Source organism: Paenibacillus planticolens, from assembly GCF_013141725.1.
Taxonomy (GTDB): domain Bacteria; phylum Bacillota; class Bacilli; order Paenibacillales; family NBRC-103111; genus Paenibacillus_E; species Paenibacillus_E planticolens.
The window spans coordinates 12574-35105 of record NZ_WHNZ01000083.1 but is presented as its reverse complement, the minus strand read 5'-3'; the positions used below and the strand labels follow the sequence as shown (position 1 = coordinate 35105).

At 49.2% G+C, this 22532-nt stretch carries 23 protein-coding genes; all 23 read left to right on the top strand.

All coding sequences use genetic code 11. The features are described from left to right. Positions 1-13 precede the first annotated feature (13 nt). The 23 genes from GC097_RS31525 to GC097_RS31415 all read left to right on the top strand — a co-directional run bounded on the left by GC097_RS31525 (position 14) and on the right by GC097_RS31415 (position 22476). The gene (locus GC097_RS31525; RefSeq protein ID WP_171687225.1) at positions 14-418 is read left to right on the top strand and encodes a F0F1 ATP synthase subunit epsilon; all 405 of its coding nucleotides are present in this window, start codon (positions 14-16) and stop codon (positions 416-418) included. A gap of 228 nt (positions 419-646) precedes the next feature. Continuing rightward, on the top strand, positions 647-1012 hold the full coding sequence (locus GC097_RS31520; RefSeq protein WP_216625964.1) for an NADH-quinone oxidoreductase subunit A: 366 nt from the start codon (positions 647-649) through the stop codon (positions 1010-1012). Beyond that, positions 997-1515 carry a NuoB/complex I 20 kDa subunit family protein gene (locus GC097_RS31515; RefSeq protein ID WP_171687224.1) on the top strand — a complete coding sequence of 173 codons (519 nt, stop codon included), beginning with the start codon at positions 997-999 and terminating at the stop codon, positions 1513-1515. Before GC097_RS31520 ends, GC097_RS31515 begins: the two co-directional genes overlap by 16 nt. Beyond that, a complete protein-coding gene (locus GC097_RS31510; protein ID WP_171687223.1) occupies positions 1512-2264 on the top strand; it encodes an NADH-quinone oxidoreductase subunit C in 753 nt (250 codons plus the stop codon). Before GC097_RS31515 ends, GC097_RS31510 begins: the two co-directional genes overlap by 4 nt. Positions 2265-2267: 3 nt before the next feature. Beyond that, a complete protein-coding gene (locus tag GC097_RS31505; RefSeq protein ID WP_171687222.1) occupies positions 2268-3368 on the top strand; it encodes an NADH-quinone oxidoreductase subunit D in 1101 nt (366 codons plus the stop codon). After that, positions 3368-4372 (top strand): NADH-quinone oxidoreductase subunit NuoH, encoded by a 1005-nt coding sequence (nuoH, locus tag GC097_RS31500; protein WP_171687221.1) that lies wholly within the window; start codon positions 3368-3370, stop codon positions 4370-4372. Before GC097_RS31505 ends, nuoH begins: the two co-directional genes overlap by 1 nt. Before the next feature lie 22 nt (positions 4373-4394). Continuing rightward, on the top strand, positions 4395-4847 hold the full coding sequence (nuoI, locus tag GC097_RS31495; RefSeq protein WP_171687220.1) for an NADH-quinone oxidoreductase subunit NuoI: 453 nt from the start codon (positions 4395-4397) through the stop codon (positions 4845-4847). After that, complete coding sequence (locus GC097_RS31490; protein ID WP_171687219.1) at positions 4840-5370, top strand: NADH-quinone oxidoreductase subunit J; 531 nt, start codon at positions 4840-4842, stop codon at positions 5368-5370. Before nuoI ends, GC097_RS31490 begins: the two co-directional genes overlap by 8 nt. A gap of 2 nt (positions 5371-5372) precedes the next feature. Further along, entirely contained in the window at positions 5373-5684 is a 312-nt protein-coding gene (gene nuoK / locus GC097_RS31485; protein ID WP_171687218.1) for an NADH-quinone oxidoreductase subunit NuoK, read from the top strand. A 15-nt stretch (positions 5685-5699) separates the two neighbouring features. After that, entirely contained in the window at positions 5700-7607 is a 1908-nt protein-coding gene (nuoL, locus tag GC097_RS31480; RefSeq protein ID WP_171687217.1) for an NADH-quinone oxidoreductase subunit L, read from the top strand. Next, a complete protein-coding gene (locus tag GC097_RS31475) occupies positions 7597-9219 on the top strand; it encodes a complex I subunit 4 family protein (protein WP_171687216.1) in 1623 nt (540 codons plus the stop codon). The genes nuoL and GC097_RS31475 overlap by 11 nt, the downstream gene beginning before the upstream one ends. Before the next feature lie 4 nt (positions 9220-9223). Next, on the top strand, positions 9224-10735 hold the full coding sequence (locus GC097_RS31470; protein WP_171687215.1) for an NADH-quinone oxidoreductase subunit N: 1512 nt from the start codon (positions 9224-9226) through the stop codon (positions 10733-10735). A gap of 286 nt (positions 10736-11021) precedes the next feature. Next, positions 11022-13550: a S8 family peptidase gene (locus GC097_RS31465; protein ID WP_246294579.1), complete on the top strand. Its 2529-nt coding sequence runs from the start codon at positions 11022-11024 to the stop codon at positions 13548-13550. A gap of 19 nt (positions 13551-13569) precedes the next feature. Further along, on the top strand, positions 13570-13830 hold the full coding sequence (locus GC097_RS31460; RefSeq protein ID WP_246294578.1) for a DUF1146 family protein: 261 nt from the start codon (positions 13570-13572) through the stop codon (positions 13828-13830). A 197-nt stretch (positions 13831-14027) separates the two neighbouring features. Beyond that, on the top strand, positions 14028-15347 hold the full coding sequence (gene murA / locus GC097_RS31455) for a UDP-N-acetylglucosamine 1-carboxyvinyltransferase (RefSeq protein ID WP_171687214.1): 1320 nt from the start codon (positions 14028-14030) through the stop codon (positions 15345-15347). A gap of 830 nt (positions 15348-16177) precedes the next feature. Next, positions 16178-17227 (top strand): stage II sporulation protein D, encoded by a 1050-nt coding sequence (gene spoIID, locus GC097_RS31450; protein WP_171687213.1) that lies wholly within the window; start codon positions 16178-16180, stop codon positions 17225-17227. A gap of 82 nt (positions 17228-17309) precedes the next feature. Continuing rightward, on the top strand, positions 17310-18041 hold the full coding sequence (locus tag GC097_RS31445) for a M23 family metallopeptidase (RefSeq protein WP_171687212.1): 732 nt from the start codon (positions 17310-17312) through the stop codon (positions 18039-18041). A gap of 304 nt (positions 18042-18345) precedes the next feature. Further along, positions 18346-18636 carry a sporulation transcriptional regulator SpoIIID gene (gene spoIIID / locus GC097_RS31440; protein ID WP_029195640.1) on the top strand — a complete coding sequence of 97 codons (291 nt, stop codon included), beginning with the start codon at positions 18346-18348 and terminating at the stop codon, positions 18634-18636. A gap of 164 nt (positions 18637-18800) precedes the next feature. Then, positions 18801-19799, top strand: coding sequence for a rod shape-determining protein (locus GC097_RS31435; RefSeq protein ID WP_171687211.1), 999 nt, complete (start codon positions 18801-18803; stop codon positions 19797-19799). Positions 19800-19828: 29 nt separating this feature from the next. Then, positions 19829-20722 carry a flagellar hook-basal body protein gene (locus GC097_RS31430; protein ID WP_171687210.1) on the top strand — a complete coding sequence of 298 codons (894 nt, stop codon included), beginning with the start codon at positions 19829-19831 and terminating at the stop codon, positions 20720-20722. A 23-nt stretch (positions 20723-20745) separates the two neighbouring features. Continuing rightward, positions 20746-21612 carry a flagellar hook-basal body protein gene (locus GC097_RS31425; RefSeq protein ID WP_171687209.1) on the top strand — a complete coding sequence of 289 codons (867 nt, stop codon included), beginning with the start codon at positions 20746-20748 and terminating at the stop codon, positions 21610-21612. Between the two features lie 26 nt (positions 21613-21638). Next, on the top strand, positions 21639-21857 hold the full coding sequence (locus GC097_RS31420; protein ID WP_171687208.1) for a DNA-directed RNA polymerase subunit beta: 219 nt from the start codon (positions 21639-21641) through the stop codon (positions 21855-21857). 100 nt (positions 21858-21957) lie between these two features. Further along, on the top strand, positions 21958-22476 hold the full coding sequence (locus GC097_RS31415) for a CDP-alcohol phosphatidyltransferase family protein (protein ID WP_246294577.1): 519 nt from the start codon (positions 21958-21960) through the stop codon (positions 22474-22476). Positions 22477-22532 lie beyond the last annotated feature (56 nt).

The window sequence follows — 22532 nt, the reverse complement described above, 5'->3', positions numbered from 1 at the left end:
AAGGAGAATCCAAGTGAGTACATTCCTACTGGAAATCGTTACTCCTGAGCGCAAAGTGTACGCTGAACAAGCGAACATGGTTGTAGCAAAGGGTGTCGCAGGGGAGCTTGGAATTCTGCCGAACCACATTCCACTCGTGACTCCACTAAAAATCAGCTCGATTACTGTGAAGAAGCAGGGCTCTAAAGACGAGATCATCGCAGTGAACGGCGGTTTTATGGAAGTGCGTAAGGACAAAGTGGTTATACTGGCGGAAAGCGCCGAGCTGCCAGAACAAATCGATGTGGATCGTGCGAGAGCAGCGAAAGAACGTGCGGAGAAACGTATTGCGGAAGCAAAGCAAGAGAACGTTGACTTCAAACGTGCGGAAGCGTCTTTGCAAAGAGCATTGAACCGGATCAGCGTATCCGGCAAATAATAGATCGAAAAAGCGAAGGAACTCAGGTTCCCTCGCTTTTTTTATTACGGCTGAGTATTTTATGATAATTATGGAAAATCTACTCCCTATATCTGAATAAATTCAGGGCTTGGAATTAGTCATCGACGCCCAAAAGGACTTTTGGTATAATATTGAAGGTGAATATTACCAAATTTAATAAGAGAAATATCAAAAGTAAATAGGAATGGAGGCGGTTACATTCAGATGATGTATACAAATAACTATGTAATCGTAGCGATTTTTCTAGGGTTAGGTATTTTCCTCCCGGTGGTAGCGCTTACGATAGGCAAATGGTTAAGGCCGAGTAAACCCGTCGTGGAGAAATATACGACGTATGAGAGTGGGAACGAGCCTGTAGGTGAGGGACAAATCCGGTTTAACATTCGTTATTATTTATTTGCTTTGATGTTTGTCATCTTTGATGTAGAGACCGTATTCCTGTATCCATGGGCTGTTGCTTTTAATCAGCTTGGACTGTTCGCTTTAGTAGAAATGTGCATTTTTGTAGCCTTGCTAGCCATAGGATTAATATACGCATGGAAGAAGAAGGTGCTGCAATGGACTTCAGTTTAGAATCGATATCCCCAGAAGAACGCGAAGAGTTAAACCGCAATGTCTTTATGACGACACTGGAGCAGGTGAAAGCTTGGGCTCGCAGTAATTCGCTTTGGCCATTAACATTTGGTCTTGCTTGTTGCGCCATTGAAATGATGGGTACGGGCGGATCCCATTATGATTTAGACCGTTTCGGAGTCATCTTCCGTACGTCGCCTAGGCAATCCGATGTGATGATTGTAGCAGGGACAGTTACGAAGAAAATGGCTCCTTTGCTTCGCCGTCTTTATGAGCAAATGCCTGAGCCGAAATGGGTCATTGCCATGGGCTCCTGTGCAACAGCCGGCGGACCGTATATTAAATCATACTCCGTTGTCAAAGGTGTCGATCAAATCGTTCCGGTTGATGTCTACATACCGGGCTGTCCGCCGAATCCGGCGGCGCTCATCTACGGAATTAACAAGCTTCAGGAGAAGATTCGCTATGAAGCGAAGACTGGTAAGCAGGTGATTAATCGATGAGTGAGGATAAGAAACCGGAGGGCAGCGCAGAGCTTACTGCCGAGGAGAAAGCAGCAGAGCGCGCCGCGGCGAGAGCCGCCCGCCTGGCGGCGAAGGCTGCCGCTGAGCAGGCCGGCGAGCCGGCAACGGCACCCCCTGCGGAGGCTAGCGCAGCAGGGGATGACGAGAAGGCGGCCAAAGCGCAGGCCGCCGCAGAAGCACGCGCAGCGCGAGCCAGCGCGCGCGGGGCGAAGACCGACGCGGCGGAGCCTGCCGCGCCGAAAGAGCCTTCGCCGAACCAGCCGCTGCTGGACCGGCTGGTCGCGATCTTGAAAGAAGGCGCCGGCGAAGACGCCGTCGTCGATAGCTTTATCAACGAAAGGGACGCGCATCGCCCTTACGTGGTCATTCACAGCTCCCGCTGGCCGGAGGCTGCGGTAACGCTGCGGGATCACGAAGAGCTGCGCTGCGACTACTTGCGCAACCTCTCCGGTGTGGACCAAGAGACGCACCTGGAGGTGGCGTATCATCTGCTTTCTCTCACTCACAAGCGTGAATACTGTGTGAAGGTGAAAACAGACCGGGATCAGCCAAGCATCCCTTCGGTCGCTCCTGTGTGGCCGACCGCGAATTGGAATGAACGGGAAGTGTATGACCTGCTGGGGATCGATTTCCCTGGGCATCCCAACTTAGTACGCATCATGATGCCTGACGACTGGGTCGGCCATCCGCTGCGCAAAGATTACGAACCGCTTGACCCGGAGGTGTAGCATTTGTTACGGACAGAAGAGCTCCTGCTAAACGTTGGACCTCAGCATCCGAGTACGCACGGCGTTTTCCGCGTGATCGTGAAATTGGATGGAGAGGTCATCAAAGAAGCTATACCCGTTATGGGCTATCTGCATAGAGGAACAGAGAAGCTGGCTGAGAACTTGAGTTACACGCAAATTATTCCTTATACGGATCGCATGGATTACGTGTCAGCGATGACGACGAACTATGTGCTCGTTCATGCCGTTGAGAAAATGATGGGGCTGGAAATCCCGGAACGTGCCGAATTCCTTCGCTTAATCGTGATGGAGCTTCAGCGCATCGCTTCCCATATGGTTTGGTGGGGAACTTATTTGCTGGATATAGGTGCAATGAGCCCGTTCTTATTCGCTTTCCGCGATCGGGAAATCATCATTGACCTGTTTAATGAACTTTGCGGAGCTCGTTTGACTTACAACTACATGCGTGTAGGCGGGGTGAAATGGGACGCTCCAGACGGTTGGATCGAGAAAGTTAAGAAATTTATCCCTTATATGTACGGTAAATTAGAAGAATATCACACGCTCGTATCCGGTAATGAGATTTTCCTTTCCAGGATTAAGGGCGTAGGGAAATATGATGCCGATACAGCCATTGCGTACGGCCTTAGCGGCGCTAACTTGAGATGTACAGGCGTAGACTGGGATATTCGCAAAACGCAGCCCTACAGCCTCTATAACCGCTTCCAGTTCGATGTGCCTGTACGAAGCGGAGGCGATTGTTATGATCGTTATCTGCTGCGTATGGAAGAAGTGAAACAGTCACTGCGTATCCTGGAACAAGCGGTGGCGCAGTTCCCGGAGCAAGGCGAAACGATGGGCAAGGTGCCTAGGGTGATTCGTCCTCCGGAAGGGGAAGTGTATGCCGCTATTGAGTCTCCTCGCGGAGAAATCGGCTGTTATATTATTTCCCGAGGCAAGCAAGAGCCATTCCGTCTGAAATTCCGCAGACCGTCCTTCGTCAATCTGCAAATATTGCCAAAGCTCCTGGTCGGTGAATCGATGACCAATCTGATTACGATACTGGGCGGCATCGATATTGTCGTTGGGGAGGTGGATGCTTAATGGTGAACTTGCTGGAAGAGAGTCTGACATGGACGAACTTCTTTGTTTTCCTTTTCTGGGGCATCGTCATGCTGATGCTGGTTCTTGGCTTCGTTACGTATGCCATCTACTTTGAGCGGAAGGTCATCGGTTGGATGCAGCTGCGGATCGGACCGAACCGGACGGGGCCGTTGGGGCTTTTGCAGAGCGTTGCGGACGTATTTAAACTGCTGATTAAAGAGGATACCATTCCGAAGAAGGCGGAGCGCGAGCTGTTCATCCTGGCGCCTATTATTACCTTCATTCCGTCCTTTACGATAATTGCGGCGATCCCGTTCTCGGACCGGATGTTTAATGCGAACTTGAATGCTGGTCTTCTCTACTACGTCGCCCTTACGGGGATTTCCACGATTGGCATCATCCTTGGCGGTTGGGCATCTAATAACAAATATGCACTTCTCGGCGGTATGCGTTCGGCAGCGCAAATGATTTCTTACGAGGTTCCGCTTGTCATCTCCGTGATCGGCGTCATTATGATGACAGGCAGCTTGAATCTGCATACCATCGTTGACCACCAAGCGGGGGGCTTCTGGCATTGGAATTTCATTCCACAGATTCTAGGCTTTATTATTTTCGCGATTGCCGGTGTATCGGAGCTTAACCGAACGCCTTTTGACTTGCCGGAGGCAGAGTCCGAGCTTGTCGCAGGCTACCACGTGGAATACAGCGGATTTCGCTTCGCCTTTTTCATGCTGTCGGAGTACGTGTATGTGTTTATCATCGCATCGCTGACCAGCCTGATTTTCTTGGGCGGATGGCATTCGCCGTTCCCTTTCCTTGATTTTATTCCGGGGATTGTGTGGTTCCTGCTGAAATTCTCCCTCGTCGTTTTCGTCCTGTTTTGGCTGCGCGCGACGCTGCCTAGGGTGCGGATTGATCAACTCATGGGATTCGGCTGGAAAGTGCTGCTGCCATTAGCTTTGGTCAATATGCTGGTGACGGCGATCATTATGACCATCTTTTAGCAAAGTCTAAGGAGTGAACCAAATGAAGGGCATAATGAAAGGCCTAGGCGTAACGTTGAAAAGCATGACACAGAAAAAGATCACGTACGCATACCCTGACGTCCCTATTAAAATGCCGGATCGGTTTCGCGGTATTCAACATTTTGACCCAGAGAAATGCATTGTGTGCAATCAATGTGCGCGTGTGTGTCCGACCGAGTGCATTACCCTCACGGGGAAAGCGAATCCTGATCCCGAGAAGAAGGGCAAGGTCATTGATACGTACGACATTAACTTCGAAATCTGCATTTTGTGCGATCTTTGTACGGAAGTATGTCCGACGGAAGCAATTGTCATGACCAATAATTTCGAGCTTAGTTCGTATAGCCGTGATGATCTTTTCAAAAATATGCAATGGTTGAATGAGAACAACCAAAATATTCGTCAGGAGAATAACTCGGCCATGCCAAAAGGGGGGGCCAAAAAAGATGTTTAACGGAATTGGAGACTTCCTCTCAAGCGGTTCAAGCTGGGCCTTCTTCATTTTCGCTCTTCTTGCCATCGGCGGAGCCATCTTTATGATTTCCTTTACCAAAGTCGTTCATATGGTCATTGCCGTTGCGCTGACGTTCATTAGCTTGGCGGGGTTGTACATTATCCTTGAAGCGGAGTTTGTCGCGTTCGTTCAGGTGTTGATCTATGCGGGAGCCATTTCGATCCTGATGATTTTCGGCATTATGATGACGAAGCACCGGCAAGGGGAAGATGAAGAGCCGAGACGCCCTTGGCATGAGGGTTTGGCGATTGTCGGCGCTTTGGGCTTGTTCGGAGTTTTATTTTATGCGATCCAAAAAACGACCTTTGTCGCCACAGGCACTCTGGATGCCGGCAAAGACAATACGTTGGAAATCGGCAAACTGCTGTATAACGAGCATGTGATTCCGTTCGAAATCATGTCCGTGCTGCTGACAGTAGCCTTCATCGGCGCTATCGTCGTAGCGAAGAGAGAGGAGGATTAGCGATGGGCAATGTCATTACTCCCTATCTCACGCTGGCTGCGATCCTGTTCTGTATCGGCCTATATGGCGCACTAACGAAGAAAAACGGGGTCATCGTCCTGCTTTCGATTGAGCTGATGCTCAATGCGGTGAACTTGAATTTGATCGCATTCTCCAAGCTCGGAGATCATCCTGCGCTGACAGGCCAAATTTTCTCGCTCTTCAATATTACGATTGCAGCTGCTGAAGCGGCTGTCGGGATTGCCATTCTTATTACAATTTACCGGAATAAAGGAACAGTCGACGTAACGGATTTGGATTCTATGAAGCGCTAGGAGGCTAACAAGGATATGGTATCGGACTATTCACAGTACGCCTGGCTCATTCCGTTGTTTCCGCTGATTGCTTTTCTAGCGCTTACGGCTATGGGACGTCAATTAAAAGACTTAGGCATCTATATCAGTATTTTCGCGATGCTTGCATCATTTATCGTGGCTGTATTGATATTTATTGAACGCACTGGCGGCAAAGTTGAGGATTATACGTGGGATAAGCTGAATTGGCTGCAGGTCGGCGATCTCACCCTGAATATGGGGTTTGAGGTCACCAATTTGAATGCCTTGATGCTGGTCATCGTCACGCTGGTTTCTTTACTCGTCAATATTTACTCCAAAGGTTATATGAAAGGCGACGAGCGAATCCACGTATTCTTTAGCTATATCGCTTTGTTCTCTTTCTCGATGCTAGGCCTTGTCATTTCGGAAAATATGTTAGAGCTCTACATTTTCTGGGAGCTTGTAGGGGTATGTTCCTTCTTGCTCGTCGGTTTCTGGTATTTCAAGCCAGAGGCGAAGGCTGCAGCGAAAAAAGCGTTTATCGTCACCCGGATCGGGGACGTGGGGCTGTTTCTGGCTATCCTGCTGCTGTTTTGGTATATGCCTGGACATTCGCTTGATTTTACTTCGATACATAATGCTTTTACAACGGGCAAAATCGACCCGACGATTGTCACCTGGATTGCTGTTCTGATCTTTATCGGGGCAATGGGAAAATCAGGTCAGTTCCCGCTGCACACTTGGTTGCCTGACGCCATGGAGGGCCCGACGCCAATAAGTGCGCTGATCCACGCAGCAACGATGGTTGCGGCCGGGGTGTACTTAGTAGCGCGCACATTTGATATTTTCCACGCTTCACCGGATGCTTTGACGGTTGTTGCTTATGTGGGCGGCTTTACAGCCATCTTTGCAGCGACGATTGGGATTGCGCAGAACGATATCAAACGCATTCTCGCTTACTCTACCGTAAGTCAGCTAGGCTATATGATGATGGCGCTCGGAATCGGCGTCTCGTATACGTCGGGCATGTTCCATTTATTCACGCATGCTTTCTTCAAAGCGCTGCTTTTCTTGGGCGCAGGCAGCGTGATTCATGCTGTCCATACGCAGGATATCAATGAAATGGGCGGCCTCTCCCGCAAAATGAAAATAACAACCTGGACATTCGCCATCGGAACGCTGGCACTCTCGGGTATTTTTCCTTTCGCAGGATTCTGGTCGAAGGATATGATTTTGACGCAAGCCTACGAGCATAACCAGCTGTTGTTCTGGGTTGGGGTCATTGCGGCGTTCTTCACAGCGTTCTATATGTCCCGTCTCTTCTTCCTGGTTTTCATGGGTTCTCCTAGAGGCAAAGCTAACGCGCATGGCGAGCATGGTCATGCTCATGAACCGCATGAATCTCCACCCGCGATGACGACGCCGCTGATCATACTGGCCGTGCTCGCTGTGGTTGCGGGGTTCGTCAATACGCCGTTCAACGGATGGCTTGGCCACTGGTTAACGGGTCAAGCGCATGAGGAGGCAGCCAACTGGATCGTCATTATTTTATCGACACTTGCCGGGCTGCTCGGGATCGGACTCGGGTACCTGATTTACCTCAAACGTTCGATTCCACGCGATGTGGTTTCGGGCAAACTGCCGTGGCTGTATACGCTGCTGAACCGCAAATATTTCGTGGATGAAATCTATAACGGAATCTTCGTCAAGCCGCTGCGCGGATTGGGATGGATTCTCGAGCTGATTGATGTGTATATCATTGACGGTATCGTGCGTCTGGTCGCCTTTACTGTGGTCAGTCTTGGCCGCCTAGGCTCCCGTCTTCAAAATGGTCAGATGCAGACCTACGGTGTCATCATGATTCTAGGGATGCTGATCTTGGCTCTCGCCATCGCAGGAAGGAGGTTCATCCATGCTGGCTAATTTTCCCATATTAAGTCTGATCGCTTTCTCGCCTTTGCTCGGTGTGCTGGTCCTGCTCTTCATTCGAAGCGACCGCGGCCGTTTAATAAAGACGATCGGTATCGTGACGACACTGATTCCGCTTATTTTGGCGGCATGGCTGTACGTCGATTATAACTATCAAGGCGACCCTATTCAGTACAAAGAACAGTTGGATTGGATTAAGGTCCCGCTCAACCATGAAGGCATTCAACAAGTTACGTCTTATTTCTTTGAGTTTAAATACAGCGTAGCGGTAGACGGAATCTCTTTGCCGCTCGTATTTTTAACGGCTCTGGTGTCGTCCATGGCGGCACTGGCCTCGGTGTATATCAAAAAACGTTGGAAAACGTACTTCATTTTATTTCTGCTGCTGGAAACCGGTATGTTCGGCGTTTTTATGGCTCAAGATCTGTTCTTGTTCTTCTTGTTCTTCGAAATTACGCTCGTGCCAATGTTCTTCCTGATCGGAATATGGGGGTATATGAACAGGGAGCAAGCGGCCAACCGCTTCCTTCTCTACAATGGACTCGGCTCGGCGATTATGCTGATTGCGTTCCTTATTCTCGTCAGCACGGCTGGTTTCAACCAAGATCCGTCGCAGACAGAGGCTATCATTTACTATAGCGGGGACATTCATACGATTGCGCATAATTTACTGCAGGAACCGTCTGCCTACGTGAATCAGGAAGGCTCTCCGTTCTTCCTAAGTGCGGCTATGAAATGGACTGTGTTTATTATGCTGCTGGTCGCCTTCGGCATTAAGCTGCCGATCTTCCCGTTCCATACATGGATGCTCAAGGTACATACAGAGGCTCCGCCTGCTGTGGTTATGATTCACTCGGGTATTTTGCTGAAAATGGGGGCCTACGGCCTTATTCGCTTCGGCATCCTGTTCTTTCCCGCGGAGGCGAAGCAGTGGGCCTGGATGCTGGCGCTTCTCGGCGTCATCAACATCGTGTACGGGGCCATTCTGGCGACGACACAAAAAGATTTCAAGCTCGTGCTGGCCTACTCGAGTATTAGCCACATGGGCATCGTCCTGCTCGGTCTAGCCGCGTTTAACGTGTCGGGCCTGCAGGGAGCCGTGTTCCAACTGATCTCACACGGTCTGATCTCGGCCCTGATGTTCTTGCTCGTCGGCAGCATCTACGAGCGGACGAATACCACTGAGCTCGATCGCTTAGGCGGTCTCGCGCAGTCGGTGCCCTTCATCAGCGGGATTCTGCTGATTGCGGGGATGGCCTCGCTCGGATTGCCGGGCTTATCCGGCTTCGTCAGCGAGTTCCTCGCGTTTCTCGGACTCTTCGAAACGCACCGCGTGTACGCCATCATCGGTACGCTTGGGATCATTCTCGCAGCGGTTTATGTGCTTCGCGGGGTGCTAAATATCACGTTTGGCCCGAAGCATCCGGCTTTGGTTCTGCAAGGTATACGCGACGCGCGGTTAATCGAGGCGGTGCCGATGATTACTCTGGTGGCGTTTATCCTTTTGCTTGGGGTGTACCCAAGCGTGCTGAGTCAGCCGCTTCAGCAAACGATAGGCAGCTTGGATCAATTGATCCAAAGTGTAGCCGGGAAGATAGGAGGTTAGTCCGGTGGAACAGCTTCGACTCCATGTCGCCGATTTAGTGCATCTGCTCCCTGAGCTTTCGCTGGTTGCCACCGCGATCATCCTATCTCTCTTGGATTTGATCCTGCCAAGCAGGTTAAGTCGTTCCGTTATTGGATGGTTGACCTTGGTCGGCCTTGTAATTTCTGCTGTATTTGTCTTGCTTCAGTTGAATCCGGATGAGGCCATTCAGCTGCTCAACCAGAGCTATAGAGTGGATGATTTCTCGAATCTGCTGAAATTGTTTACTTTATTAGGAACCGGCTTCGTCGTCCTGATGAGTTTAAGCTTCGTGAAGGAAGACGCGATCCCGCATGTGGGCGAATACTACTATTTCTACCTGCCTGCTGCGCTGGGCGCCATGATTATGTCATCTTCCGGTGATCTGATCACGTTATATGTGGGGTTGGAGCTTCTTAGCATAACCTCTTACTTGCTTGTTGCGATGAAGAAGAAGGATAGCAATTCCAATGAAGGAGCTTTTAAATACCTGGTCATGGGCGGTGTTTCCTCCGCCATCATCTTGTATGGGATGTCCTTCTTGTATGGCATGGTCGGAACGAGCAATCTTTCGGAGATTGGCGCTGCGCTTCCGTCTCTCGTTGCTTCTTACGAGCCGCTGCTGTATGTTTCGTTCTTCATGCTGCTTGCCGGCTTCGGCTTCAAGATCGCCGCTGCCCCGTTCCACAGCTGGGCTCCGGATGTTTACCAAGGCGCTCCTACGCCGGTGACAGCTTTCTTGGCCGTCGTGTCCAAAGGCGCCGGGTTCGCCATTCTTTTCCGGGTATTCTACATCTTGTTTGGCTTTAGCTCTTTCGAGGAACCGAAATTCCAATCCGATATTTTCCTGGCCATCTCTGTCATGGCTGCGATCGCGATGGTGACCGGTAATTTCATTGCGTTGAAGCAAACGAACATAAAAAGGTTGTTGGCTTACTCGGGAATCGCCAATGCGGGATATTTGCTGGTTCCGATCGCAACCTACTTCTCCGCCGTCCATTACGCGAACTTCTCTGAATTTATTTTCTATTTAATCGCGTACTTGTTTATGAACATCGGTGCATTCGCAGTTTTGATGATTATCGAGCAAGCGGAGGGACATACCGAAGCAAAGGGCTTCGGGGGTTTGTACTACCGGGCGCCTTATACAGCTGTAGCGATGGTATTGCTTGTGCTGTCCTTGGCGGGTATCCCTATTTCCGGCGGATTCTTCGGTAAGTTGTATATCATTCTCGGAACGATGCAAACCCATCAATATTGGCTGGGCTCCCTGATGATCGCGACGAGTGTGGTATCCTTGTACTACTACTTCGGAATCGTGCGTCAAATGTTCATGCGCAGCGATTACGAGTCTGCCGAGGTCAAAGTACCGGTTACGCTAGGCGTAACGGTCTGGTTATGCGCACTTGTCAGCTTAGTCTTGGGCTTTGTGCCGCACCTTGTGCTCAGATGGATCGAAAGCATTTTTATGCTGACGAAGGATTTTATTATGATGTAAAAATTGTGAAGAGCCTTTCCCTTGTTGGGGAGGGCTTTTTTATATCACCTTTAACCTGTTTTAGCACAAAATCCACGGTTTTCCGCATCTCTGGTAATTGCCTCCAAATCCCACACAAATCCCACATTTCCATGTACAATAGATTCACATGAGCCAAGCCCCAAAAGATTATTTCAAAAGTTCTGAACTTTTTGCGAAGAAAAACCGTTATATGTATCGAGAAGACGGGTAATGTGGTATAGATAGAGAAGGACAAAGACCATTACGATAAAGGAACTGTGATCTCATGAAATTCATTCGACACGTATGGCTCATCGTTCTGATGCTGCTCGTTGTGGAACTTACAGTGATGGTTACAAAAGCAGAAGCGGCGTATCCCGCATCGACGGATCCCATGAGGGTAAAACAAACTTACCTGGACATGATCCACATCGATCAAGCGTGGGTTGCGGCTGGAGATACCCGTACGCCTATTGTAGTGGCTGTTGTTGATACGGGTGTTGATCTTACACATCCTGATTTAGTAGGTAATTTGGTGGATGGCGTGAACTTGCTTCAGCCTACGAAAAAGCCAATGGACGATAATGGACATGGAACGAATGTAGCCGGTATCATAGCGGCTTCGATTAATAACGATAAAGGTATCGCAGGCATAGCTCCTAATACGAAAATCATGCCGATCAAAGCGTTGGAGGCAGACGGCACCGGCGGCGAAGCGAAGCTTGGTGAAGGCATTAAATATGCCGTGGATCACGGGGCGAAGATCGTTGTGCTTTCCTTGGGTTTGAACAAGTACTCCGATTACTTGGCGAACATTGTGCAGTATGCAGAAGATCACAACGTACTGCTTGTGGCTGCTGTCGGCAATGAAAGCATGAGTGTCAAATACCCGGCGGCGTATCCGACGGTTTTAGCTGTAGGAGGCGTTCGCTCCGATAAGCAGCCAGATCCGCGATCCAATTTTGGACCGGAGCTGGACTTGGTAGCACCATGGGATGTGTATACCACAGCACTGGGAGGCGGCTATCAGTATCAGGACGGAAGCTCGATGTCCGCACCGCAAGTTGCCGGAGCAGCCGCATTGGTGTGGGGCAAATTTCCGGCTTTGAGTGCGTATCAAGTACGATCGCAGCTTGAACAGACGACGGAAAATTTGGGCGAAGAGGGATGGGATCCCAAAACGGGATATGGGCTGTTAAGAGTCGATTTGGCACTGACAAAGCCCTATAATGAAAATCGTTTTGAGTCAAATAATAGTAAAAACAAAGCGGCCAAACTTTCTATACATACTTCTGTGAAAGCAGTGCTAACTTCTGCGCAGGACGAGGATTGGTTCGCGATTGATGCGCCCTATGACGGGTATATCAAGGTATGGTTGAAGAATGCGGATACCACGGGTATTCGTGTGCGCTTTGATTCCGGAGAAACGTTTGTTTCTAATAATACTTCGAATGGCATGCAGCCTTTTCTAGTGAAAGTAACCAAGGGTCGCACATACATGCAGCTTCAGGCGGTGGATCGCACCCGGAAGACGGGGATCAGTTATAGCTTGCAAACGGATTTTATTATCTACAGGGATCCCTATGAGGATAACGATAAGCAGTACAAAGCATTTGCGCTCCCTGCACGCAGTCAAACGATCGTCGGAACTTTTCACCAAAAAGGGGACGTTGACTGGTTCGTCCTTCCCCTGCAGCAATCAGGCACGATTCGGCTAAAGCTTTCCGTGGATACAGGACGTATTGACCCGATGATCCTTTTTCAAAAGGAAGGGGAAAAGGCGATTACGATCGATCAAACCGGAGATGGCGGGATTGAGATCAGCCCGCTAATGGATGTATTTCCGGGGCAATATTATATCCGCATCAGCAATGTGAAGGATTTTACGGAGCCGATTACGGGCGAGTATACGCTTGAAATCGAGTATTCGCCGAAGCTGATTGATCCGAATGAGCCCAACGATAAGTCGTATCAGGCGACTTTTGCAGCGATGAATTCGGTGTATGAAGGATTATTTAACAACAATGAAGACGTCGATTGGTTCAAATTCCGAATGACCAAAAACGGATTGGCGCAGGTGAAGTTAACCAACATCCCGACTTCACGGACGATGTACGCAACGCTGTATGACAGTACATTGAAGGAACAGGGCTTTTATAGAAACGAATACGGCTCTGATGAGCTCTTCATTGAGAAGACGCTGGATGCAGGCACCTATTATATTAAGCTTCAAGCAAATCAATGGTTTATGAGTCAAATGTATCGGTTAAAAATAAGCAGTTACACCCTAATCAGCGGGTTTGCCGATATTGAGGGGCATTGGGCGCAGGATGCGATCAGCAAGCTTACGGATCAAGGTGTGATCAGCGGCTATGGGAACTACCGTTTTGCTCCGGACCAATCGATTACGCGTGCGGAGGCAGCGGCTGTGCTGACTCGGGCTTTGAAGCTGACGAAGCGCAAAGAGCTGAAATTCAGCGATATGGACACGGCGCACTGGGCTTACGAATACGTAGCCAAAGCGCTGCAGGCGGATATCGTTGGCGGGTATCCGAACGGGACTTTCGGACCCGACCGCACGCTTACCCGGATGGAAATGACGCAGATGCTTGCGCGGAGCATGAATATGACAGGGAAGAAGCGGGGCAATTCTCCTTTTAAAGATGTAGATGAGTCTTATTGGGGGATTGGCATTTTAAAGCAAATGTGGGCTGACGGCTGGGTTGCCGGCTATCCGGACGGGACTTTCCATCCTGATGAGCAGGCTACCCGCGCGGAATTTGTCTCCATGCTGTTGAAAGTAATGAATCGGTAGAACCGAAGAGGAGTGACCTATGGGAGAAACAGACAAATGGAATGAAGCTGCCAAGTATGCTTCGCTAATGAATATGGTCGACATTGTTGTTTATATTCTATGTATCGGCTTGGCGTGGTGGGCGCTGCAAGCGTTCCGCTTTGACGTGCTGCTGAAGAACCCTAAGGGTGCGCAAGCCATTATGCTGCAAATTCTGCTTTCGATTGGATTGGGGCATCTCGTTGCCAGTTTTTTCATCCAGTATTTAGGTCTCTCCCTGGGCTTCGGAAAGATGTTTTAATTCGCTTTTTCGAATAATGCTTTAAATTGTTGTCAACAATGGATAGTAGAACGGAGCCAAAATCGAGATCCTTTTCGAACTCTATGATGGTGTCTAGGAATACCAAAAGAACACAGTTGTATCTATGTGGCTTGTGATGATAAACTTAGGAAATGTGCAAAACCTTGTAATTAAAATAAGTGCGCGGAGGGACCATGATGAGCAAAATTATCGTCCGCGGTGGCCGAAAGTTAGCTGGCAATGTGAAAATCAACGGAGCGAAAAATGCGGTACTGCCGATTATTGCAGCTTCCATTCTGGGGTCGGAAGGTGAAAGCGTCATCCACGATGCGCCTCCCCTTGACGATGTACTAGTCATTAATAAAGTATTGCAGAGCTTAGGTATTGAAGTCGAATATGACCGTCAGGTTATTCGCGTTCGTGCCGAGCGCATTGACACATGCGAAGCATCGTACGATTTAGTTCGTAAAATGAGAGCCTCTTTCCTTGTTATGGGGCCATTGCTTGCAAGACGGGGGCAGGCGAGAATTTCCCTGCCAGGCGGCTGTGCAATTGGCACGAGGCCGATTGATCAGCATCTCAAAGGCTTTGAAGCGATGGGTGCCGATATTGAATTGGGTCAAGGGTATATCGAGGCCAGAGTGAAAGGGCGCCTGAAGGGTGCTAAAATTTATTTGGATGTAGCCAGCGTTGGCGCAACCGAGAATATTATGATGGCTGCTACGCTTGCTGAAGGCACAACCATCATTGAGAATGCAGCCAAAGAGCCGGAAATCGTCGATTTGGCTAACTATTTGAATGCGATGGGTGCCATTATTCGCGGCGCTGGAACAGGTGTTATTCGCATAGAAGGCGTAGAGAAACTTAGTGGGGCTGTACATACGGTTATTCCAGATCGCGTAGAAGCAGGTACATATATGATTGCTGCAGCTATTACCGGCAGCGAACTGTACATGGAAGGCGCTATTGGGGATCACCTCCGTCCTGTCATCTCCAAAATGCAGGAAATGGGCGTGATCATCGAAGAAGACGAGAACGGCATTCGCGTTCGTGCAACGGCGCCGTTGCGTGCGGTGGATGTGAAGACGCTGCCGTATCCGGGCTTCCCGACCGATATGCAGTCGCAAATGATGGCGCTGCTGATGGTGGCGGACGGCACGAGCCTCGTGACGGAGACCGTGTTCGAGAACCGGTTCATGCACGTGGAGGAATTCGCGAACATGAACGCGCATATTAAAGTCGATGGCCGTACCGCGATCGTGAGCGGCAATGCCAAGCTGCGCGGCGCGAAAGTATGCGCAACCGACCTGCGCGCAGGAGCCGCGCTTATTCTGGCGGCGCTGGCTGCAGAGGGTGAAACCGAGATTACGGGGGTTCACCATATTGATCGCGGGTACGTCGACATTACAGACGTCCTGCGCGGACTTGGTGCCGACATTTCCCGTTCGGTACCGCAACAAGTGGAGCAGGAAGCTGCGGAGCTGGGCTTTTTCAATATCCAGCCAACATTAGCATAGGATGAATAGAATGAACCGTCGGAGGTGATCCGGCGGTTTTTTATTTTTGGGGTGCGCCGAGCTTCCCCCCTTATTCATGCGGCGACGGTCAGTCTCAGATGCCACACGGTGAGGTAGGGGAACTACAAGGCTCTATTTAGCCCAAAACACCCCATTGAGCGAGGAAAGGGGAACTACGGTCCTCTATTTCGCCATTACGGACAGGATATTGGGAGACAGCTGCGAGTTAGGACCCTGTAGTTCCCCTTCGGCCCAACAGATTCCACTTTTATTTTAAATAAGGGAATGAGGTTCCTTTAAAACGACCCGAGCGCCAATGTATTTCAATACGAGTCCACTCGTCCCAAACACACTGGCTATTTACAGGAAGGGGCAAGCGGAGCTTGACCTCTCTTATCCGTAACATTTCACAGTTATGCGTACATGAGGTTTGCCCTAAATTAGCTCTGATCACATGTTATAGTTCGGTTTTTTACGTAAAAAATGTTTATTAAATTGATTCTTATGTGCAACATAAAAGCGGGGAGTGCCTTAAAAACTGTGATTCGATTGTACAAAATGCAATCATTTAACGGAAAAAGGCTTGAAAACTCCCCCACACGAAGCAATAAGAGTCTTTGGAGACTCCTATCTCCGTTGGAACATGCAATCAGCAGCTTTCTGCTTAATTCATTGCATTAAACGCGGGAGCCCAATAGCGATAGTAATGTTGTATAGAGTACAACATAGAAATAGACCTAGCCTCGTGTTCTAATCTAGCAACGCCTCTCATAAGCTAAGTCATACCAAATTACCTGCTAGTAAACGCGCTTATGGAGGCTGCTGAGACGATGTTGAAGAAGAAACGTGTTCCTGGCCGCGGGGTCATCCTATGGATGGCTGTTTGTTTGTCTTCGATGCTCTGTGTCATCATTCTTGTTCCTGGATTGCTAGTCAAGAAGATTCCGGGCGGCGACGTGCCATCTGCCCAAACGGACGACTACGGCTCCAATCAAGCGACGGTGACCCAACAAGGTTTAATGATTCCCGTGTATTTGACGAAGAAGTCGGTAGTGGAGACGGTTCCGCTGGAGCAGTATGTGAAAGGTGTATTAGCCGCGGAAATGCCGGTTGAATTTGAGCTGGAGGCGCTAAAAGCGCAAGCGATGGCTGCTAGAACTTACGTTGTACGGAGAGTGCTAGAGAAGGATTATAGCAATATGCCTGTGAATGACGCGCTCGTAACAGATACAACCGCACATCAAGCCTATTTGAACGATCAAGAGCTGAGAGAGAAATGGAGCGGGGGTACATATGAGACGAATATGGCCAAAATCGATAGAGCTGTGAATGAAACCAAAGATATGATTCTGACTTACGAGCATAAGCCTATCAATGCGACTTTTTTCTCCACCAGCAACGGGTATACCGAAAATTCGGAAGATTACTGGCCGTTCATGAGCCCCTATTTGCGCAGCGTACCGAGCCCATGGGATGTAAAGCTGTCTTCACGCTACCAGGAAACCGTAGATATCACTTACAAAAGCATGCTGCAAAAGCTGGGGGTTACGAGCATAGCCACCACCGGCACCGGGGAGAAGAGTATGAAGGTGCTAGAGTGGTCGACAGGCCACCGGATCAAAAAGATAGCAATCGGAGGAAAAATGTTCTCTGGCCGTGAAGTAAGAGAGAAGCTCGGACTAGCATCCTCTCAATTCGCATGGAAATGGGCCGGCTCCAAAATTACGTTTACGACCTACGGATACGGTCACGGAGTGGGCCTGAGTCAATGGGGCGCTAACGGCATGGCCAAGGAAGGCAAGACAGCGGAGCAAATCGTAACCTATTATTACACGGGGATCTCTATTGAAAAAGCGGCGCCTTTTATCCAGAAATCTTAGTTCGTAACGTTTCTATAAAAATATCTTTCTTCAAGTATAAAACCTTTAAATGTGTCAAGAATGGTTGATGAGGTGATTAACCATGAGTGATCAAAACAAAGGTTTTCAAAAAGAAGAAGCTCCTAAAACTGTTCAAGGAGCACAAGGAAGTCCATCCGCATGGAAGAAGTTGCTTGCTAAAAAGTGGGTATTCCCAGCAACGTATGTAGCAGCAGCGGCAATTATCTTAACCTTAATGTGGGTGTACCAGGACGCTGGGAAGAAAACAGTCAGCCAAGAAGATCTGGGCATTAAGGTAAGCAGCGAGAATCAAGCACCTGACAATTCCAAAGACGGGGCGGTTGCCGTAAACGCACCAGCAGAGGCTATGCAATGGCCTGTAAAAGACAGATCGCTGGTCGAAGTATCCATCCCATTCTATGACACCAATGCAACCAATGAAGTGAAACAGGCGGCGATGATCCAGTACAATGATCAATTGACGCCGCATACCGCAATCGACTTGAAAGCCAAAGATGGCGCAGCATTTGATGTATTGGCCGCATTGAGCGGTAAGGTTACGGCAGTTGAGCAGAATCCGGTTGTCGGCAGCCTTGTCGAAATCACACACAGTAACGGTTTGATCAGCGTTTACCAAAGCTTGGCTGAAGTGAAAGTAACCAAAGGCACTGAAGTGAAGAAAGGTGACGTGATCGCGAAAGCGGGACGTAATGAATTCGAGAAGGAAGACGGCGTGCACCTGCACTTCGAAGTGCGTCAAGTTACCGATAATGCCGCTGTGAATCCCGAAACGATTTTAAACGCTAAACAGTAATTCAGTTAGGGATAAAAAGGCGAACAGTTGGCTTTGTCACCAACCAGCCTACATAGAATGAGGGCAGCGGGTATATCCTGCTGCTTTTTTGCATTGATTGCCCTGGGTACGCAGCCCCTGGATTTGCGTTGCATAGCCCACAAAACAAGCCTGTCCTCTTCAAAAAGGACCGCATAAGCCCTTATTCCCTGGTTTTTTTGAAAATAAATATGGGAATTGGGCTTGTCAGGCTTGGTTACGTAGAATATCTAGTCATGCCCCTCATATACTTTACCAAACTATCTCGAGTAGGGAGGCGAGGGGAGTGCACGATTACATCAAAGAGCGAACCATTAAGATTGGTACCTGTATCGTCGAGACCAAGAATACGGTTCGCACCATTGCGAAGGAATTCGGTGTTTCCAAGAGCACGGTGCATAAGGATTTGACGGAAAGACTGCCGGAAATCAACCCGGACCTGGCCAACCAGGTGAAGCACATTTTGGAGTATCACAAGTCCATCAGACATCTAAGGGGAGGAGAAGCGACGAAAATCAAGTATCGTAAGACGCGAAATCCGAAGCACTCCGAAAACTTAGTTACGGTCAAATCCTAAAAGAACCATCATCCCGGCGGTTTCCTATAACTGGACATGTCGAAATTTAACGGAAAAAGAGGAAATAATGCATTTGCAGCGAATTTAGCTTATAATTAGAACTATCTATAAGAGCGCCGATTCTTCACGGGATGGACGGTAGATTTAGGGAGGATTAACTTGAAATGTTAAGCAAGGATATTGGGATAGATCTCGGCACGGCGAACGTGCTCATTCATGTGAAAGGACGCGGCGTTGTGCTCGATGAGCCATCTGTAGTAGCGATTGAAAGCGATACGAAACGCGTGCTTGCTGTAGGAGAAGAAGCTTTCCGCATGGTTGGTAGAACTCCGGGCAATATTATCGCGATTCGTCCATTGAGAGATGGTGTTATCGCAGATTTTGATATTACAGAAATGATGTTAAAGCATTTTATTGCAAAAGTGGGGGGCAAGAACTGGTATTCGCATCCGCGGATCTTGATCTGCGCCCCTACCAACATCACCTCGGTTGAGCAGAAGGCGATCCGCGAAGCGGCTGAGCGCAGCGGTGCACGAGAGGTATTCATGGAAGAAGAGCCGAAGGCAGCGGCAATCGGTGCGGGCATGGACATTTTCCAGCCTAGCGGCAACATGGTTGTAGATATTGGCGGAGGGACGACGGATGTAGCTGTGTTATCCATGGGTGACATCGTCACCTCCTCCTCCATCAAAATCGCTGGAGACAAGTTCGATATTGCGATCACGAAGTACATCAAAAATAAGTACAAACTTCTGATCGGCGAACGGACAAGCGAGGACATTAAGCTTAAAATCGGAACGGTATATCCACATGGCAGAGATCAAGAGATGGATATTCGCGGCAGAGATATGGTATCCGGATTGCCGCTTACGATTACGATTCACTCCAGTGAGGTTCAGGAAGCTCTATGGGATCCGGTTTCATCTATCGTAACGGCTGCGAAGAGCGTTCTGGAGCGCACACCGCCTGAGCTTTCCGCAGACATTATTGACCGCGGCGTCATTCTGACTGGCGGAGGAGCTTTGCTGCACGGACTGGATCAATTGTTGGCGGACGAGCTCAAGGTTCCGGTATTAATTGCGGAAGATCCAATGTCTTGCGTAGTTAAAGGAACAGGGATTATGCTTGATAACTTAGATAAGGTTTCTAAACGTAAATTTTAACTAGACAGTTTATCCAAGAGGGTGAAGAGATGCTAAGAGGACTGTATACCGCGGCAGCAGGAATGATTTCCGAGCAGCGCAGACACGATACCATTACCAACAATATTGCCAACATTAATTCCCCGGGTTTTAAACAAGGCAATGCCTTGTCACGCTCGTTCCCGGAGATGCTCATTTCGACAATACGCGGTGGACAAGGAGCCTCGACAGCTCCGCTTGGAAAAATGAGTCTAGGTGTGTTCTCCGAGGAAAACATTTCCATTCACGCGCAAGGCGACTTGCAGGAAACGCAAAATCCTTTTGACTTTGCCTTGGTGTCAAACATTCAAGTGCCGGGCATGGTTTTTGACGCTTCAGGGAAATACGTGAGTGAAGACGGACAGCGCACATTCCAGCCGAAGGCTCTGTTTACCGTGATGAACGCGCAGGGAGAGCCCCGGTATTCTTTGAACGGTAAATTTACGGTAGATACGACAGGCCAATTGGTGAACGCGGATGGCAATCAAGTGCTGGGTCGAGATGGACAACCGTTGCTCCTTATTGATGGAGCGGGACAGCCGATTCACTCCTTTAAGGTGACAGACAAAGGCGAGTTCCTTGACGGGAACGGCCAACCGCTGCTGAATGCAGCCGGACAACCTGTAGGCTTAATGCTCTCGCGTGCCGAGAATCCCAACTTGTTGCTGCGGGAAGGCAACGGCTTGCTGCGGATTAATCCGGGCGATGAAGCGACGGTAACGCAAGTCGCACCGGGCGATCAAGTTGAGGTTCGACAAGGCTTTGTCGAGCGCTCCAACGTGGATTCTGCGCAATCCATGGTGGATTTGATGTCAGCGCTTCGCGCTTATGAAGCGAACCAAAAGGTCATTCAATCTTACGATAAAAGTATGGACAAGGCAGCGAACGAAGTAGGACGCGTCTAATCTAGCTTGCGAAGGAGCTACACATGAACAATTCCATGATTAACTCATCGGTATCCATGCACAGCTTGCAGCAAAAGCTGGATATTCTGTCCAATAACATAGCGAACGTAAACACAAACGGTTTTAAGAAAAAAGAAGCCTCCTTTGAGGACGTTCTGACCAACGTGAAGTCGCAGCCGGAAGGATTCCGCCAGCAAGGACGGTTCTCGCCGCTTGGCTTCAACCAAGGATGGGGATCGAAGCTGGTTCAAATCCAGACGAACCTTGCGCAAGGGCCTATTCAGTCTACGGGCAATGTCACGGATTTTGCGATTCAGGGAGACGGCTTGTTTGAAGTAGCTGTCAGCAAAGTAGACGCGAATGGCAATCAGGTATTCCAGCCGGCATGGACCCGAAACGGTGCGTTCAGCTTAACGCCTGACGCGAATGGCGATACGGTGCTGACGACCAAAGAGGGCCATTTTGTTACGGGTGCGGATGGCAATCCGATTCGCGTGCCTGCCGGTTTGAGACCTGTTGTTGAACCGAACGGTCTCATTAACGGCTACAGCGAGCAGGATCCGAGTGCCGCGCCGCTTAATTTGGGACGAATCAAACTCGTTCGCGTTGTGCGTCCGCAGTTGCTCCAAGATGTTGGAGATAATTTATACGCGCTTCCAGCGGGGATAACGGCTGCGGAGAAGGCCAATATTTTACAAGATGTGAATCCGGGATTAGATACAACGGGCAATCGGGTTACCTTGATGCAAGGGTTTTTGGAGCAATCGAACGTGACGCTTGCCGATGAAATGACGGATCTCGTGATGGTGCAAAGAGCGCTGCAGCTCAATTCCCGGGCGATTACATCCTCCGATCAGATGATGAATATCGCGAATAATTTGCGCGCCTGATCACAGAAAGGGAGGGATAGGGCTCGATGTCAGACAAGCCTGCTCCGAAGAAGAAAGCGCCACGGCCGAAATGGCTGGACGTTATATGGCTTATTTTCAAGATTATTCGTATTCCTGTTCTTTGCGTGTTGGCCGTTTACGTCGGACTATGGCTTGGATACTCCAAGCTGGGCCATCAACCGGCTGCGGAAATCTTTCATATGAGCACCTGGCGGCATTTATACGATTTGGTCTTTGCGAATTAATTCAAACTCCCGTATTGGGAGTTTTATTTTTGTGTAAGCAAATGTATAATGAATGAAGGTTAATCGTCATATTCCAGATAATAGGCGCAGGAGGGGTACTTTGAATATTCCGAACATGCTCACCATAAGCAGGTTTGTTCTAATTCCTGTGTACCTCGTTATTTTTTTTAGCGGCCATATTCAGGTTGCCTTCCTGATTTTATTGGCAGCGGGACTTACAGATATCTTAGACGGTTATATTGCCAGAACTCGAGGCTTGGTTACACCTGTTGGCGTCATGCTGGATCCCCTTGCAGACAAGTGCATGATGATTGCGGTCATACTTTCTTTGCTCATTACCGGGATGATACCGTGGCAGGCGGCGGCAGCGATATTCATTCGTGACCTGGGCATGATCATGGGCTCTGCCTTTTTTCATTTCAGGGGCAAATTAACGGTTCCCGCCAACGTGATGGGGAAATTAACGACGGTGCTTTACTATTTCGCCATACTCTTCATTGTTTTTCATTTAGACTTCGCCATGACGTACTTATGGTTCGTGATCGGGGTTTCCTTCTTAACTTCCTTCATTTATATTTTTCAATTCCTGTTGTTAAACCGAAGGGCCAAAATCAAATAAAAACATAACGTAAAAAAGAGCCTACGTAAGGGACTGTGCACAGACCGCTTTACATA

Coding starts and splice junctions, on each gene's coding strand:
- GC097_RS31520 (WP_216625964.1), top strand. CDS start 647: ATGTATACAAATAACTATGTAATCGTAGCGATTTTTCTAGGGTTAGGT.
- GC097_RS31515 (WP_171687224.1), top strand. CDS start 997: ATGGACTTCAGTTTAGAATCGATATCCCCAGAAGAACGCGAAGAGTTA.
- GC097_RS31510 (WP_171687223.1), top strand. CDS start 1,512: ATGAGTGAGGATAAGAAACCGGAGGGCAGCGCAGAGCTTACTGCCGAG.
- nuoH (WP_171687221.1), top strand. CDS start 3,368: ATGGTGAACTTGCTGGAAGAGAGTCTGACATGGACGAACTTCTTTGTT.
- nuoI (WP_171687220.1), top strand. CDS start 4,395: ATGAAGGGCATAATGAAAGGCCTAGGCGTAACGTTGAAAAGCATGACA.
- GC097_RS31490 (WP_171687219.1), top strand. CDS start 4,840: ATGTTTAACGGAATTGGAGACTTCCTCTCAAGCGGTTCAAGCTGGGCC.
- nuoK (WP_171687218.1), top strand. CDS start 5,373: ATGGGCAATGTCATTACTCCCTATCTCACGCTGGCTGCGATCCTGTTC.
- nuoL (WP_171687217.1), top strand. CDS start 5,700: ATGGTATCGGACTATTCACAGTACGCCTGGCTCATTCCGTTGTTTCCG.
- GC097_RS31475 (WP_171687216.1), top strand. CDS start 7,597: ATGCTGGCTAATTTTCCCATATTAAGTCTGATCGCTTTCTCGCCTTTG.
- GC097_RS31465 (WP_246294579.1), top strand. CDS start 11,022: ATGAAATTCATTCGACACGTATGGCTCATCGTTCTGATGCTGCTCGTT.
- GC097_RS31460 (WP_246294578.1), top strand. CDS start 13,570: ATGGGAGAAACAGACAAATGGAATGAAGCTGCCAAGTATGCTTCGCTA.
- murA (WP_171687214.1), top strand. CDS start 14,028: ATGAGCAAAATTATCGTCCGCGGTGGCCGAAAGTTAGCTGGCAATGTG.
- spoIID (WP_171687213.1), top strand. CDS start 16,178: ATGTTGAAGAAGAAACGTGTTCCTGGCCGCGGGGTCATCCTATGGATG.
- GC097_RS31445 (WP_171687212.1), top strand. CDS start 17,310: ATGAGTGATCAAAACAAAGGTTTTCAAAAAGAAGAAGCTCCTAAAACT.
- GC097_RS31435 (WP_171687211.1), top strand. CDS start 18,801: ATGTTAAGCAAGGATATTGGGATAGATCTCGGCACGGCGAACGTGCTC.
- GC097_RS31430 (WP_171687210.1), top strand. CDS start 19,829: ATGCTAAGAGGACTGTATACCGCGGCAGCAGGAATGATTTCCGAGCAG.
- GC097_RS31425 (WP_171687209.1), top strand. CDS start 20,746: ATGAACAATTCCATGATTAACTCATCGGTATCCATGCACAGCTTGCAG.
- GC097_RS31420 (WP_171687208.1), top strand. CDS start 21,639: ATGTCAGACAAGCCTGCTCCGAAGAAGAAAGCGCCACGGCCGAAATGG.